The 14,147-nt window shown below is 69.2% G+C and carries 14 protein-coding genes; 11 read left to right on the top strand and 3 right to left on the bottom strand.

Annotation, left to right across the window (positions count from 1 at the left end; translation table 11 throughout):
* Positions 1–43 precede the first annotated feature (43 nt).
* Entirely contained in the window at positions 44–703 is a 660-nt protein-coding gene (locus tag ACSVDD_RS10715; RefSeq protein WP_448189648.1) for a glutathione S-transferase family protein, read from the top strand.
* Here the strand turns inward: ACSVDD_RS10715 and pdxY are convergent.
* Positions 700–1,560: a pyridoxal kinase PdxY gene (gene pdxY, locus ACSVDD_RS10710; RefSeq protein ID WP_448189334.1), complete on the bottom strand. Its 861-nt coding sequence runs from the start codon at positions 1,558–1,560 to the stop codon at positions 700–702. The genes ACSVDD_RS10715 and pdxY overlap by 4 nt on opposite strands.
* Positions 1,561–1,781: 221 nt before the next feature.
* Between pdxY and ACSVDD_RS10705 the strand changes: the two genes are divergently transcribed.
* The 3 genes from ACSVDD_RS10705 (at position 1,782) to ACSVDD_RS10695 (ending at position 3,534) form a co-directional block, all read left to right on the top strand.
* The gene (locus ACSVDD_RS10705) at positions 1,782–2,183 is read left to right on the top strand and encodes a hypothetical protein (RefSeq protein ID WP_448189333.1); all 402 of its coding nucleotides are present in this window, start codon (positions 1,782–1,784) and stop codon (positions 2,181–2,183) included.
* A 73-nt stretch (positions 2,184–2,256) separates the two neighbouring features.
* Positions 2,257–3,141, top strand: coding sequence for an HpcH/HpaI aldolase/citrate lyase family protein (locus ACSVDD_RS10700; RefSeq protein WP_448189332.1), 885 nt, complete (start codon positions 2,257–2,259; stop codon positions 3,139–3,141).
* A gap of 96 nt (positions 3,142–3,237) precedes the next feature.
* The gene (locus tag ACSVDD_RS10695) at positions 3,238–3,534 is read left to right on the top strand and encodes a con-10 family general stress protein (RefSeq protein WP_448189331.1); all 297 of its coding nucleotides are present in this window, start codon (positions 3,238–3,240) and stop codon (positions 3,532–3,534) included.
* Positions 3,535–3,598: 64 nt separating this feature from the next.
* Here the strand turns inward: ACSVDD_RS10695 and leuB are convergent, their stop codons facing one another.
* A complete protein-coding gene (leuB, locus tag ACSVDD_RS10690) occupies positions 3,599–4,714 on the bottom strand; it encodes a 3-isopropylmalate dehydrogenase (protein WP_448189330.1) in 1,116 nt (371 codons plus the stop codon).
* Positions 4,715–4,810: 96 nt separating this feature from the next.
* Entirely contained in the window at positions 4,811–5,422 is a 612-nt protein-coding gene (gene leuD / locus ACSVDD_RS10685; protein WP_448189329.1) for a 3-isopropylmalate dehydratase small subunit, read from the bottom strand.
* 478 nt (positions 5,423–5,900) lie between these two features.
* Here leuD and ACSVDD_RS10680 point away from each other — a divergent pair, with 478 nt between their 5' ends.
* The 7 genes from ACSVDD_RS10680 to ftsY all read left to right on the top strand — a co-directional run bounded on the left by ACSVDD_RS10680 (position 5,901) and on the right by ftsY (position 14,136).
* Positions 5,901–7,586: a methyl-accepting chemotaxis protein gene (locus ACSVDD_RS10680; protein ID WP_448189328.1), complete on the top strand. Its 1,686-nt coding sequence runs from the start codon at positions 5,901–5,903 to the stop codon at positions 7,584–7,586.
* Between the two features lie 60 nt (positions 7,587–7,646).
* Positions 7,647–9,239 carry a hypothetical protein gene (locus tag ACSVDD_RS10675; RefSeq protein ID WP_448189327.1) on the top strand — a complete coding sequence of 531 codons (1,593 nt, stop codon included), beginning with the start codon at positions 7,647–7,649 and terminating at the stop codon, positions 9,237–9,239.
* 159 nt (positions 9,240–9,398) lie between these two features.
* Positions 9,399–10,361: a glycosyltransferase family 2 protein gene (locus ACSVDD_RS10670; RefSeq protein ID WP_448189647.1), complete on the top strand. Its 963-nt coding sequence runs from the start codon at positions 9,399–9,401 to the stop codon at positions 10,359–10,361.
* Entirely contained in the window at positions 10,358–10,789 is a 432-nt protein-coding gene (locus ACSVDD_RS10665; protein WP_448189326.1) for a GtrA family protein, read from the top strand. The genes ACSVDD_RS10670 and ACSVDD_RS10665 overlap by 4 nt, the downstream gene beginning before the upstream one ends.
* Positions 10,790–10,847: 58 nt before the next feature.
* The gene (gene dapF, locus ACSVDD_RS10660; protein WP_448189325.1) at positions 10,848–11,681 is read left to right on the top strand and encodes a diaminopimelate epimerase; all 834 of its coding nucleotides are present in this window, start codon (positions 10,848–10,850) and stop codon (positions 11,679–11,681) included.
* A complete protein-coding gene (gene mtaB, locus ACSVDD_RS10655; RefSeq protein ID WP_448189324.1) occupies positions 11,678–12,955 on the top strand; it encodes a tRNA (N(6)-L-threonylcarbamoyladenosine(37)-C(2))-methylthiotransferase MtaB in 1,278 nt (425 codons plus the stop codon). The genes dapF and mtaB overlap by 4 nt, the downstream gene beginning before the upstream one ends.
* Positions 12,952–14,136: a signal recognition particle-docking protein FtsY gene (ftsY, locus tag ACSVDD_RS10650; protein WP_448189323.1), complete on the top strand. Its 1,185-nt coding sequence runs from the start codon at positions 12,952–12,954 to the stop codon at positions 14,134–14,136. The genes mtaB and ftsY overlap by 4 nt, the downstream gene beginning before the upstream one ends.
* Positions 14,137–14,147: the final 11 nt, after the last annotated feature.

Raw genomic sequence — 14,147 nt, 5'->3', positions numbered from 1 at the left:
CTTCCCGGCAACAGTGCCCGACCCGCAGCCGCTGGAGACCCGCATGGACGCCGCCCTTACCCTCGTCATCGGCAACAAGGCCTATTCGTCCTGGTCAATGCGCCCGTGGCTGGCGCTCAAGCACACCGGCGCGCCGTTCACCGAGGTGCTGGTGCAACTGCGCCAGCCCGACAGCCGGGACACCATCCTCCAGCACTCGCCGTCCGGCAAGGTGCCGCTGCTCAGGCACGGCGAGCGGGTGGTCTGGGACTCGCTGGCGATCTGCGAGTATCTGGCGGAGACGTACACCGACGCCGCGCTGTGGCCCGACGACACGTACGCCCGCGCCGTGGCGCGTTCGGTGTCGGCGGAGATGCATTCCGGCTTCGTGGATCTTCGCAGCAATATGCCGATGGATTTGAAGGCCCGGCGCCCTGGCGAGGGCCGCACCGACGAATGTCTGGCGGACATCGCCCGCATCACCGAAATCTGGCGCGACGCTCGGGCGCGGTTCGGGGCCATGGATCAGAACGGCGGGCCGTACCTGTTCGGCCGCTTCTCCATCGCCGACTGCATGTACGCGCCGGTGGTGACGCGGTTCGAGACGTACGGCGTGGACCTCGACCCGGTTTGCCGCACGTACGCCGACGCGGTGCTGGCGCTGCCCGCGATGCGGGAGTGGACCGAGGCCGCGCGCGCCGAGCCGTGGACGCTGTCCTACTAGCGCACGCGCTCCGCGCGGAAGAGCTGCGCCGGCTTGACCATCTCGTCCTGCGCCGGGATCAGCGCCAGTTCGCGCGTGCCCAGGCGGCGGGTTTCCAGGAACACCGCGTAGATGGCCGACGACGCTTGCTCCAGCGCGTGGGCTGGGTCGCGGGCCTTCAGGTAATGCGCCAGGAACAATGCCGCGACCGCATCGCCGGCCCCGTTCGGCGGCGGGTCGAGCGGCAGGCGCGGCGTGGCCACCACCCAGGCGCCCTCCGCGGAGTCGGCCAGCATCTCGATCCGGTCGGCCGGCGCGTCCTCGCGCGTCAGGCTGGTGAGCAGCACCAGCTTCGGCCCGGTCGCGCGCAACGCCGCGGCGGCGTCCAGCGCGTCGGCCATGGTGCGCACGGTGCGGCCGGTCAGGTACTCCAGTTCGAACTGGTTGGGCGTGACGATGTCCGCCGCCGGGACCGCGTGCGCCTTCATGAACTCCGGGATGCCCGGCCGCACGAAGAAGCCGCGCCCGACATCGCCCATCACCGGATCGCAGCAGTACACCGCCGCCGGGTTGGCCGCCTTGACACGCGCCGCGGCATCCACCACCACCTGCCCGAGAGCGGCGTCGCCCATGTAGCCGGACAGCACGGCGTGGCACGTGGGCAGCACGCCGCGCGCCGCGATGCCGTCGAGGATGTCGGCGATGTGCTCGGGCGAAAAGACCTGCCCGGTCCAGGCGCCGTAACCGGTGTGGTTGGAGAACTGCACGGTGTTCACCGCCACCGCGTCGTAGCCCAGCCGTTGCAGCGGGAACACCGCGGCGCGATTGCCGACGTAGCCGTAAGCGACGTGCGACTGGATGGAGATGACCGTCTTCATGGCCACAGAGCCTAAGGCAACCGGCCTGCGCGCGCCAAGCCTCGCCGCGCATGTCCCGCCACAGCCCCGCCATGCCGCCGTCGCGCAGCTTAAGACGAATACCAATTTCATTATATGTCAGGATAGAAATCAACCTTCATCGAAAGAAACCAAATAGGTCTTTGCGCTGCAACAATTGATGCCTACGTTGATTTCATCAACAAAGCCCTGCGGTGACGACAATGGCGATCGAATTCATCCGGATGAAGCTGTGGCTGGGCGATGGCTCGACCGTGCTGCTGTCGGGTTCGGTGGTGGTTCACCCCGACGGCGCCATGGACCTGTTCGGCGACGCCTTTGGCCATGGCCGCGCCATCGCCGCCGCGCTGGAGGGATTCGACGCCGCCGCACCGCTGGCCGAGCAGCGCCTGCACATCGAGCCGTTGCCGCGCGGCAGCGTCCGCTTCGACAAGGTGCGCATCGGCACCACCGACTCGCTGACGCCGATGACGCTCGTGCCCGGCCGCCCGGCCACCATCGCACCCGGCGCGCCCGAGGCGGTGAAGGCCACGCTCCACGCCGAACTGGCGAGCTTCCGCGCGGTGCGCGCCGCCACCGCTACGGCGACTAAGCTGGCCGCCTGAACCGGAACGCCGTGGACACCCGGTGCGCCCTGCGGGTAAGCAGGGACGCGACCATCACCGGGGAGACACCGCCATGGCCATGACCACCCGCCCGCGCCGCAGCGTGCTCTACATGCCGGGCTCCAACGCCCGCGCGCTGGAGAAGGGGCGCACGCTGCCGGCCGATGGCCTGATCCTCGATCTGGAAGACGCTGTGGCGCCCGACGCCAAGGCCGAGGCACGCGCCAACATCGCCGCCGCGGTGGCAGCCGGCGGCTATGGCGGGCGCGAAATCGTGGTGCGCGTCAACGGCTTGGCGACGCCTTGGGGGTATGACGACCTCGTGATGGCGGCGACCAGCGGCGCCGACGCCGTGCTGCTGCCCAAGGTGGAGAGCGCCGACGCCGTCCGTCAGGCCGAGGCGGTGCTGCGCGCCGCCGGAGCGCCCGCCGTGCAGCGCATCTGGTGCATGATGGAAACCCCCATGGGCATGCTGAACGCCAAGGAGATCGCCGGGGCGTCGGCGATTCTGGGCGGGCTGGTGATGGGAACCTCGGACCTCGCCAAGGATCTGCACGCGGCGCACACCCGCGACCGGTTGCCGATGATCACCAGCCTGGGCCTGTGCCTGCTGGCGGCGCGGGCGTATGGCCTGGCGATCCTCGACGGCGTGCATCTGGACCTTGCCGACGACGAGGGCTTTGCGGACTCCTGCCGGCAGGGGCGTGAACTGGGCTTCGACGGCAAGACGCTGATCCACCCGAAGACCATCGCCGCCTGCAACGATGCCTTCGCGCCCAGCCCGGACGAGGTCGCCTTCTCCCGCCGCATCATCGCCGCGCACGCCGAAGCGGCGGCGGCCGGCAAGGGCGTTCTGGTGGTGGACGGCAAGCTGATCGAGAACCTGCACGTCGAAAACGCCCGCCGGCTGGTGTCGCTGGCCGAGGCCATCACGGCGCTGGAGGGCGGCGCGGCCTGACGGAGACCTTGGCGAACTTGGGATTCCACCGAGTCGCCCGGAACCAACGCTGCCTCTGCCCGGTTTGTGGGCTGAGGCAGAGTTGGAGGTTTCACGATGGCTTCGAAGGACGGCGGGCGGACATCGAACCGCGGATTCGCTTCCATGGACCGCGACCGGCAGCGCCAGATCGCCAGCAAAGGCGGGGAAAGCGTCCCGGCCGACAAGCGCAGCTTCTCGAAAAACCCGGACCTCGCCGCCGAGGCGGGCCGCAAGGGCGGGCGCAGCGTGCCGGCACAGGCGCGCAGCTTCTCGAAGAACCCCTCGCTCGCCGCGGAAGCCGGGCGCAAGGGCGGCCAAGCCAGCCACGGCGGCCGGGGTGCCCGCGCCGAAGCGGACGCAGGCGACGATTGACGCGGCTCCGCGCACAAAAAAGCCCCTCTCCGGCAGAGAGGGGCTTTTTGCTGAAGCGCCGGTGTTACGAGGCGAGCTTGTCCAGCTCGCGCAGGATCGAGTCGCCCATCACCGTGGTCGAGCAGCGCGCCATGCCCGGCGCCATGATGTCGGCGGTGCGCATGCCGCCGGCCAGCACGTTCTGCACGGCCTTCTCCAGCAGCTTCGCGTCGTCGTCCATGTTGAACGAGTAGCGCAGCGCCATGGCGAACGACAGCAGCGTCGCGCACGGGTTGGCGAGGTCCTTGCCGGCGATGTCCGGGGCCGAGCCGTGCACCGGTTCGTACATGGCCTTGCGGTTGCCCTGCGCGTCCGCCGCACCCAGCGAGGCCGAGGGCAGCATGCCCAGCGAGCCGGTCATCATCGCCGCCTCGTCCGACAGGATGTCGCCGAACAGGTTGTCGGTGACGATCACGTCGAACTGCTTCGGGTTCTTCAGCAACTGCATGGCGCCGTTGTCGGCGTACATGTGGTGCAGCTCGACGTCCGAGTACCGCTCCTGGTGCAGCTTGGTGACCTCCTGCCGCCACAGCAGGCCCGACTCCATGACGTTGGCCTTCTCCATGGAGTGGACCTTGTTGGAGCGCTTGCGCGCCAGCTCGAAGGCCACGGCCGCCACGCGGACGATCTCGGAGGTCGTGTAGACCTGGGTGTTGATGCCGCGGCGCTCGCCGTTGGGCAGATCCTCGATGCCGCGCGGCTCGCCGAAGTAGACGCCGCCGGTCAGCTCGCGGACGATCATGATGTCGAGGCCCTTGATGACCTCGGTCTTCAGGGTCGAGGCATCGGCCAGCGCGTCGAACACCACCGCCGGGCGCAGGTTGGCGAACAGGCCCAACTCCTTGCGGAGCTTCAGCAGGCCCGCCTCGGGGCGCTTCATGTAGTCGGTGGGGTTGTCCCACTTCGGGCCGCCCACGGCGCCGAGCATCACCGCGTCCGCCGCCAGCGCGTCGGCCAGCGTCTCGTCCGACAGCGGCACGCCGTAGGCGTCGATCGCCGCACCGCCGACCAGGCCTTCGGTCACGTCGAAGGTGACCTTGCGCTTGCGGTCCAGCCAGTCGATGACCCGGCGCACCTGGCGCATCACCTCGGGGCCGATGCCGTCACCGGGAAGGAAAAGGAGCTTCTTGTTGGCGGGCATCGAGCGCACTCCGCGTTGGATATTCTCGTCAGGGGAAATTTAACGGGAGCCGCCGCGCCGGAAACGGCCGGCGGCGGCTCCGCATCTGCAAGGACTTTACAGCGCCAGCCAGGGTTGGTTCCCGCGCAGCTTGCCCTCATAGGCGTCAATGGCCGAAACCTGTTGCAACGTCAGGCCGATGTCGTCCAGACCGTTGAGCAGGCAGTGCTTGCGGAACGGCTCCACCTCGAAGCGGATCGTGCCGCCGTCCGGGCCGGTGATTTCTTGGCGTTCCAAATCCACCGTGACCACGGCGTTGGAGCCGCGCGAGGCATCGTCCAGCAGCAGGTCGACCTGCTCCTTCGGCAGCTTGATCGGCAGGATGCCGTTCTTGAAGCAGTTGTTGTAGAAGATGTCGGCGAAGCTCGGCGCGATGATGCAGCGGATGCCGAAGTCGGCCAGCGCCCACGGCGCGTGCTCTCTAGACGAGCCGCAGCCGAAATTCTCGCCCGTCACCAGGATCTTGGCGCTGCGGTAAGCCGGCTTGTTGAGAACGAAGCCCTCGACTTCCTTGCCTTCGGGCGTGTAGCGCATCTCTTCGAACAGATGCTTGCCCAGGCCGGTCCGCTTGATCGTCTTCAGGAACTGCTTGGGAATGATCATATCGGTGTCGATGTTGATCATCGCCATCGGTGCGGCAACGCCGGTGAGAACCGTGAACTTTTCCATAGCCAAAACCCATCGCGCGCGTGGCCGGCATGAGTCGCCAGCAAGAGCCCGGTGAATAGCAGACCAAGGACCACGACGCCAGAGGCAGGTGCGCCCGTCCACACACAGGGCTGCCCCCCGCAAACACACTCGTCAGCCCGGAAGCCCGTCCCTTCACCTCAGGTATTTTCATAAAATTCGAGCGTTATGCGGCGGCTCCGGAAACTACTGGCCAAGCCGCTCATGGATTGGCGATGCCGATATGACATCACCGGAGATATGCACGCCCTGCATGGCAAGTACACGGCCGGCGGCCTCGGCCCCACCTGTCTTGAGCGACCGGCTCTTTCGTCTCTCACGTTTCTTGAGGGACTGCGGCACGTCACCGCAGCGTCTTGCGTTTGACACAGATCAAAGGCTCGCGCGACCATTTGATATACCACTAACGATCCAAGGCCGCCGAGCGGCCGCCCAACCAGCCCGTCCAGTGGAGAATCGCATGCGTGGATCAAGCCTTCGGATCGGGGGCAAGCTGCTCCTGCTGCCGACGGTGGCGCTGGTCGCGCTGGCCGTGTTCGGATTCGTCGCCGTGGCCGAGATCCGCTCGACCATGCTGCACGAGGACATGACCAAGGTGAAAGCGTTGGTCGAGGCGGCGGTCACCATCGTCCAGGATCTCGAATCGCGCGCCGCCAAGGGCGACATGCCGGTCGAGCAGGCCCAGGCCCAGGCCAAAAGCGCGCTGCGCGCCATCCGCTACGAGGGCAGCGAATACTTCTTCGCCTACACGCGCGACGGCGTGGTGGTGGCGCACGGCGCCAAGCCGGAGCTGGAAGGCAAGGACCTGCGCGACCTCAAGAGCCCCAACGGCCAGTACATGATCCGCGACCTGCTGGCGGCGGCGGGGCGCGGCGGTGGCTTCGTCGAGTTTCCGTGGGCCAAGGCCGGGTCCGACGTGCCGGTGGCGAAGATCGGCTATGCGAAGTTCACCCAGGGCTGGGGCTGGATGCTCGGCACCGGCATCTACATCGACAACGTCCAGGCCGCCTTCCGCGACCGCGCGCTGGAGGCCGGCGTCATCGTGCTGGTGCTGGCGGCGGTGGCCTTCGCGGTCGCCTTCGTGCTCGGCCGCGGCATCGCCCGGCCGATCACCCGGCTGTCCGCCATCATGCATGAGGTGGCCGATGGCGAGCTGTCCTCCGCCGTGCCGGGCACGGAGCGGCGTGACGAAATCGGCGAGATGGCCCGCGCCATCGACGTCTTCAAGGATCGCGCCCGCGAGAACGCCGTGCTGCACGCCGAGCAGGAGCAGGTGAAGGCCGCCGCCGAAGCGGAGCGCAAGGCGACGCTGGCGCGGCTGGCCGACGCCTTCGAAGCGTCGGTCCGCCACGTGGTGGACACCGTCGCCGCGGCGGCGGCGGAGATGCAGGCCTCCGCCTCCACCCTGTCGGCGACCGCCGAGGCGACGTCGCGGCAGGCGATCACCGTGTCGGGCGCGGCCGAGCAGGCGTCGGAGAGCGTCAACACCGTGGCCGGCGCGGCCGAGGAGCTGTCCGCCTCGATCCGCGGCATCGGCCAGCAGGTCGAGCAATCGACCAGGATCACCGCCACCGCCGTCGCCGAGGCCCGCCAGACCAACGAGCTGATGGCCGGGCTGGCCGAAGCGGCGCATCAGGTGGGCGACGTGGTCAAGCTGATCTCCGACATCGCGTCGCAGACCAACCTGCTGGCGCTGAACGCCACCATCGAGGCGGCGCGGGCCGGCGAAATGGGCAAGGGCTTCGCCGTGGTGGCGAACGAGGTCAAGCACCTCGCCAGCCAGACGGCGCAAGCGACCGGCGACATCCAGACCAAGATCGGCGACATCCAGAGCACCACCGACCGCGCGGTGGCGGCGATCCGCAACGTCGGCGAGACCATCGGCGGCGTCGACCGCGTCGCCACCTCCATCGCCGAGGCGGTCGAGCAGCAGGGCGCCGCCACCCGCGACATCGCCGTCAACGTCCAGCAGGCGGCCAGCGGCACCCGCGCGGTTTCGGAGACCATCGTCGGCGTTAACCAGGCTGCATCGGAAACCGGCAGCGCCGCGACGCAGATGCTGGGGGCCGCCGGCAGCCTGTCGCAGGAGGCTGAACGCCTGCGCACCGAGGTGCTGGCCTTCCTGGACCGCATCCGGGCCGCTTGATGCGCGCAGGCGGGTCGCGTACCAACTGAGGGTACGCCCAACCGCCGAACGCCATCCCCCATGCCGATCCTGCCGACTTCCGACCGCCGCGCGCGCCTGACAACGTTCGCCTTCCTGTGGCTCGCCCCGCTGGCCTACGGCGCGCTGGCGCTGCGGCTGGGCATGGACGCCAACTGGGATCTGCGGAACTATCACTGGTACAACGCCTACGCGCTGCTGACCGGCCGTCTCGGGTTCGACCTGCTGCCGGCGCAGATGCCGACCTTCTACAACCCCATCCTCGACGTTCCGTTCTACTGGCTGGCGAACGCGCTGCCGGCGCCGGTGGCGGGGTTCGTGTGGAGCACGGAGCAGGGCGTGAACCTGCCGCTGCTGTTCGGCCTCGCCATGGCCAGCCTGCGCGTCGGCACGGAGATGCAGCGGACCCTGCTGGCGGTGGCGCTCGCGGTGATGGGGGGCTTGGGCGGCGGCACGCTGGGGCTGCTGGGCACGACCTTCCAGGACAACGTGGTCAGCCTCGGCCTGCTGGGCGCGGCGCTGGTGGTGGTGAGCGGGCTGCCGGGGCTCCTGGATGGACCGGCCGGACGGGCCTTCGCGCGGGTGGCGGCGGGCGGCGTGCTGGCCGGGGCAGCGATGGGGGCGAAGAACCCGACGGTCATCTTCGCGGTGGGGCTGTGCCTCGCCTTCCTGGCGCTGCCGGCGCGTCCGTGGCGGCGGCTGTGGCTGGCCTTCTTCTTCGGGGTGGGCGTGCTGGCCGGGTTGGCGGCGACCGGCGGCTTCTGGATGGCGCACCTGTGGCACGACTTCGCAAACCCGATCTTCCCGCACATGAACCACGTGTTCAAATCACCGCTGGCTGCTATCTCCGACTACCGCAACTATTCCTTCCTGCCGGCCGATCCGCTGGAGCGGCTGTTCTTCCCGTTCTACTTCGCCGCCGATCCCATCAAGGTCGGCGAGGTGGCGTGGTTCGATCTGCGGGTGCCGCTGCTGTTCGTGCTGGTGCCGGTGGCGGCGCTGGCGTCCCTGGTCCGCCGTCCGAGTGAGAGGATCAGCGAGCCGGGGGCGGCGCGCTACCTGCTGACCGCGTTGGCGGTGACCTACGCGCTGTGGGTCTACATGTTCTGCGTCTACCGCTATCTGGTGCCGGTGGAGATGCTGGCGCCGCTGGCGATCGTTCTGGCGGCGGGGCTGCTGCCGCTGTCGGTGCGGGCACGGCTGGCGGTGGCCGGCGCGCTGCTGGTGCTGGTGCAGGCGACCATGCAGCCGGCCGACTGGGGCCGCGTGCCGTGGAGCCGCCAGTGGGTGCAGGCCGAGGTGCCCCCGGTCGCCGACCCCGATCACACCATGCTGCTGATGGGTGGCTACTGGGCGATCTCGCACGTGCTGCCGCTGTTCCCGCCGCAGATGCCGGTGGTGCGCATTCAGTCCAACTTCCTTCAGCCGGACTCGGTGGGCAACGGCATGCGCGGCGTTCTCGAACGCCGGGTGGCCGGGCACACCGGTCCGTTCCTGATGCTGAGCACCATTCCCGACACGCCGGGTGCTGCCAAGGCGGCGGCGCTGCTGGGCCTGACGCTCGACCCGCAGGGCTGCCGCGCCGTGCCCAACAACCTGGGCGAAACGCTCAACCTCTGCCCGGTGCACCGCTGATCGGGGGCCTGCCGTCGCATTTCGAGGGCAATCAAGCTTGGACAGTGGAATAGCGGGGCATAATTGGTGTTTATTCCGAAGACTCCAATGCAGCCGCCACAGGCCATGTCCTCCACGATCCTCACCCGCTCCCCGGCCTCCCCCTCCGCTTTGTCGGACATGGCGCCGCCCGCCCCGTTGCCGTGCACCGTCGCCGTGCTGGTCCCCTGCTACAACGAGGAGGCGGCGATCGGGACAGTGGTGCAGGACTTCCGCGCCGCGCTGCCGGACGCCACCGTCTACGTCTACGACAACAACTCCTCCGACCGCACGGTCGAGGTCGCCCGCGCCGCCGGGGCGGTGGTGCGCACCGAGCCCTTGCAGGGCAAGGGCAACGTCATGCGGCGGATGTTCTCGGACATCGAGGCGGACGTCTACGTGCTGGTCGACGGCGACGACACCTACCACGCCGCCAGCGCGCCGCTGATGGTCAAGCGGCTGTGGGACGAGCAGCTCGACATGGTCAACGGCGCCCGCGTCACCGATATCGTCGCCGCCTACCGCCCCGGCCACCGCCTGGGCAACCGCGTGCTGACCGGGCTGGTGGCGCAGATCTTCGGCCACCGCATCCAGGACATGCTGTCTGGCTACCGCGTGTTCTCGCGCCGCTTCGTCAAGAGCTTCCCCGCACTCGCCTCCGGCTTCGAGACCGAGACCGAGCTGACCGTGCACGCGCTCGAGCTGCGCATGCCGCTGGCCGAGGTCAAGGCGCCTTACAAGGATCGGCCCGAGGGCTCGGTGAGCAAGCTGCGCACCTACCGCGACGGCTTCCGCATCCTGCGCACCATCCTGGTGCTGGTCAAGGAGGAGCGCCCGCTGCCCTTCTTCGCCTCGATCTTCGCGCTCTTGGCGGCGATCTCGCTGGCGCTGGCGGTGCCGATCTTTGCGACCTACTGGAGCACCGGGCTGGTGCCGCGCCTGCCCACCGCGGTGCTGGCGACCGGCACCATGATGCTGGCTTTCCTCAGCCTGATGTGCGGCCTGATCCTCGACACGGTGACGCACGGCCGGCGCGAGATGAAGCGCCTGCGCTATCTCTCCATCCCCGCGCCCAACTCCGCGCCGCCGCAGGCCGGTGCATGATGGACGCGGCGGCGCGGCTGCTGGACAGCCGGCTCGGCCGGCTGGCGGTGCAGTTCGGCAAGTTCGGACTCGTCGGCGTGGTCGGTCTGGTGGTCGACACGGCGGTGCTGTACGCGCTGCTGTGGACGGGCCTGGAGTTCTTCGCGGCGCGCATCCCCTCGTTCTTCGCCGCGGCGACGACGACCTGGGCGCTGAACCGCGCCTTCACCTTCCGCGGCGCCGATCATGCGCCGCTGCACCGCCAGTGGGCGGCGTTCGTGGCGGCCAACGCCTTCGGCGGCGTGGTGAACTACGCCGTCTCGGTGGCGCTGGAGGCGGGGGTCGAGGCCGTGGCCGCGCACCCGTTCCTGGCGGTGGCGGCCGGCTCGCTCGCCGGCATGTTCTTCAACTTCGCCGCCTCCAAGCGTCTGGTGTTCAAGGGCGCGTGAGCAGCACCGCATGTCCGGCCATGGACTCAAGGCCCACGCTCGCCATATAACGGCGATCATGATGCGCGAATTCCTGAAGATGCACGGGCTCGGCAACGACTTCGTCGTGATCGATGCCCGCCACCAGCCCTACGCCCCGGACGAGGCGGAGGTGCGGGCCATCGCCGACCGCAAGACCGGCGTGGGCTGCGACCAGTTCATCGTCGTCGAGCCGGCGCAGGACCCGCGCGCCACCGCCTTCATGCGCATCCGCAACGCCGACGGCAGCGAAGTGTCGGCCTGTGGCAACGCTTCGCGCTGCGTCGGCTGGCTGCTGCTGGAGGAAACCGGCGGCGAGCGCATCGTCTTCGAGACCGCCGCCGGACTGCTGGAAGCGTCGCGCGCCGGCAAGGACCTCGTCACCGTGGACATGGGTCCGGCCAACCTGGAATGGACGGCCATTCCGCTGGCGCAGCCGCTCGACACGCTGCACCTGCCCATCGAGCAGGGCGGGGTGTCGGACCCGGTGGCGGTCAACATGGGCAACCCGCACTGCGTGTTCTTCGTGCCCGACGCCGAGGCGGTTCCGGTCGCCGAGATCGGCCCCGGCCTGGAGCACCACCCCCTGTTCCCCGAGCGCACCAACGTCGAGTTCGCCAGCGTCGAGGCCCCCACCCGCATCCGCATGCGCGTCTGGGAGCGCGGTGTGGGCATCACGCGCGCCTGTGGCACCGGGGCGTGCGCCACGCTGGTGGCGGCGGCGCGCCGTGGCCTGACCGGGCGCACGGCCGACGTGGTGCTGGACGGCGGCACCCTGACCATCACATGGCGCGACGACGGCCACGTCCTGATGACCGGCCCCGTCGCCGTGAGCTTCACCGGGCGGCTGGCGCCTGAGTTGGTAGCGGTATGAGCGACGCGCTGAGCAAGACGCCCGAGATCGTCACCTTCGGCTGCCGCCTGAACACCTATGAATCCGAGGTGATGCGCAGCCACGCCCGCAACGCGGGGCTGGAGAACGTCGTCATCGTCAACACCTGCGCTGTCACCTCGGAAGCCGAGCGGCAGGCGCGCCAGACCATCCGCAAGCTTAGGCGCGAAAATCCCGGTGCCCGCATCGTCGTCACCGGCTGCGCCGCGCAGATCGCCCCGGCCAAATACGCCGAGATGCCCGAGGTGGATCAGGTCCTCGGCAATCAGGAAAAGCTCCAGCCCGAGAGCTGGGGCCTGCCGCCGGCCGAGAAGATTCTGGTCAACGACATCATGTCGGTGAAGGAAACCGCCGGCCACCTGATCGGCGGGTTCGAGGACCGGGCGCGCGCCTTCGTCCAGGTGCAGCAGGGCTGCGACCACCGCTGCACCTTCTGCATCATTCCCTTCGGGCGCGGCCCGTCGCGCTCGGTGCCCATCGGCGCGGTGGTCGAGCAGGTGCAGGCGCTGGTCGCCGCGGGGTATACCGAGGTCGTGCTGTCCGGCGTCGACATCACCAGCTTCGGCCCCGACCTGCCGGGCACGCCGACGCTGGGGCAGATGGTGCGCCGGCTGCTGGCGATGGTGCCGGAACTGCCGCGGCTGCGGCTGTCGTCGCTGGACTGCATCGAGATCGACGACGACCTCTGGCGCCTGATCGAGACCGAGCCGCGCCTGATGCCGCACCTGCACCTGTCGCTCCAGGCCGGCGACGATTTGATCCTCAAGCGCATGAAGCGCCGGCACAGCCGCGCCGACGCCGTGGCGTTCTGCGCCAAGGTGCGCGAGCGCCGACCGGACTTCGTCTTCGGCGCCGACTTCATCGCCGGCTTCCCCACCGAGGACGAGGCGATGTTCGAGAACACGCTGCGCCTCGTCGAGGAGTGCGGGCTGACGTGGCTGCACGTCTTCCCCTACTCGCCCCGCCCCGGCACCCCGGCGGCGAAGATGCCGCAGGACAACAGCCGCTTCCGCAAGGAGCGCGCGGCCCGCCTGCGCGCGGCTGGCGACGCGGCGGTGGCCACATACCTCGCGCGCCAAGTCGGCCGCACCGCCACCGTGCTGGTGGAGAAGGACGACCTCGGCCGCACCGAGCACTTCGCCGAGATCCGCCTGGGCCGGATCTATCGGCCCGGCACGCTGGTGCGGACGGCAATCACCGGCACGGACGGCACCGTGCTGCGCGGCACCCCTCTGGAGACTTCGGATACCCCATGATCCTGCGTTGGTTCGGCCGCAAGAAGCCCGAGGAAGAGACCCGTACGGACGAGCAGAGCGCTCCGCAACCGGCCACCCCCGAGGTGGTCGAGGAGGCGCAGTCGCCTGAGGAGTTGCCGCCGGCCCTGGCCGTCGAGACGGTGCCGCCCCCGCCTCTGGTCGAGCCGGCGCCCGACGCAGCGGAATTCGCGCCCGAGCACCACGCCGAGGTGCCCCCCGAGGAACCGGAATCCGCGCACACCATCGCCGAGGAGCCGCCCAAGAAGGGCTGGCTGGCCCGGCTGAAGGACGGGCTGTCCAAGTCCTCGTCCAAGCTGACCGACGGCATCACCGGCATCTTCACCAAGCGCAAGCTCGACGACGAGGCGCTGGAGGAACTGGAGGAGTTGCTGATCACCGCCGACCTCGGTCCGGCCACCGCCGCCCGGATGACGGCCGAGCTGGCGCGCACCCGCTTCGGCAAGGAGATCGGCCCGGAGGAGGTCAAGGCTGCGTTGGCGGCAGAGGTGGCGAAGATCGTCGGCCCGGTCGCCCGGCCGCTGACCATCGACATGAATTTGAAGCCGCACGTGATCCTGCTGGTCGGCGTCAACGGCACCGGCAAGACGACGACCATCGGCAAGCTGGCCCGCCAGTTCCGCGACGAGGGCAAGACGGTGATGCTGGCGGCCGGCGACACCTTCCGCGCCGCCGCCGTCAGCCAGCTGAAGATCTGGGGCGAGCGCACGGGCTGCGCGGTGGTCGCCAAGGAGACCGGGGCCGACGCGGCGGGGCTGGCGTATGAGGCGCTGGAGCGGGCGCGGGCCGAGAAGGTGGACGTGCTGCTGATCGACACCGCCGGGCGCTTGCAGAACAAGACCGGGCTGATGGACGAGCTGCGCAAGATCGTCCGCGTCATCAAGAAGGTGGACGAGACGGCGCCGCACACGACGCTGCTGACACTGGACGCCACCACCGGGCAGAACGCGCACAGCCAGGTCGAGGTGTTCCGCGACATGGTCAACGTGTCGGGGCTGATCCTGACCAAGCTGGACGGCTCGGCGCGCGGCGGCGTTCTGGTGTCGCTGGCGGAGAAGTTCAAACTGCCGGTGCACGCCATCGGCATTGGCGAGGGCGTCTACGATCTGCGCCCGTTCGATGCGGACGCGTTCGCCAAGTCGCTGATGGGGTTGCCGTCGTAACGGCGAGCAAC

The sequence above is a fragment of the Azospirillum terrae genome (assembly GCF_053470425.1).
This window is presented reverse-complemented; position numbering and strand designations above follow the sequence as displayed.

Coding starts and splice junctions, on each gene's coding strand:
- ACSVDD_RS10715 (WP_448189648.1), top strand. CDS start 44: ATGGACGCCGCCCTTACCCTCGTCATCGGCAACAAGGCCTATTCGTCC.
- pdxY (WP_448189334.1), bottom strand. CDS start 1,560: ATGAAGACGGTCATCTCCATCCAGTCGCACGTCGCTTACGGCTACGTC.
- ACSVDD_RS10705 (WP_448189333.1), top strand. CDS start 1,782: ATGGCGATCGAATTCATCCGGATGAAGCTGTGGCTGGGCGATGGCTCG.
- ACSVDD_RS10700 (WP_448189332.1), top strand. CDS start 2,257: ATGGCCATGACCACCCGCCCGCGCCGCAGCGTGCTCTACATGCCGGGC.
- ACSVDD_RS10695 (WP_448189331.1), top strand. CDS start 3,238: ATGGCTTCGAAGGACGGCGGGCGGACATCGAACCGCGGATTCGCTTCC.
- leuB (WP_448189330.1), bottom strand. CDS start 4,714: ATGCCCGCCAACAAGAAGCTCCTTTTCCTTCCCGGTGACGGCATCGGC.
- leuD (WP_448189329.1), bottom strand. CDS start 5,422: ATGGAAAAGTTCACGGTTCTCACCGGCGTTGCCGCACCGATGGCGATG.
- ACSVDD_RS10680 (WP_448189328.1), top strand. CDS start 5,901: ATGCGTGGATCAAGCCTTCGGATCGGGGGCAAGCTGCTCCTGCTGCCG.
- ACSVDD_RS10675 (WP_448189327.1), top strand. CDS start 7,647: ATGCCGATCCTGCCGACTTCCGACCGCCGCGCGCGCCTGACAACGTTC.
- ACSVDD_RS10670 (WP_448189647.1), top strand. CDS start 9,399: ATGGCGCCGCCCGCCCCGTTGCCGTGCACCGTCGCCGTGCTGGTCCCC.
- ACSVDD_RS10665 (WP_448189326.1), top strand. CDS start 10,358: ATGATGGACGCGGCGGCGCGGCTGCTGGACAGCCGGCTCGGCCGGCTG.
- dapF (WP_448189325.1), top strand. CDS start 10,848: ATGATGCGCGAATTCCTGAAGATGCACGGGCTCGGCAACGACTTCGTC.
- mtaB (WP_448189324.1), top strand. CDS start 11,678: ATGAGCGACGCGCTGAGCAAGACGCCCGAGATCGTCACCTTCGGCTGC.
- ftsY (WP_448189323.1), top strand. CDS start 12,952: ATGATCCTGCGTTGGTTCGGCCGCAAGAAGCCCGAGGAAGAGACCCGT.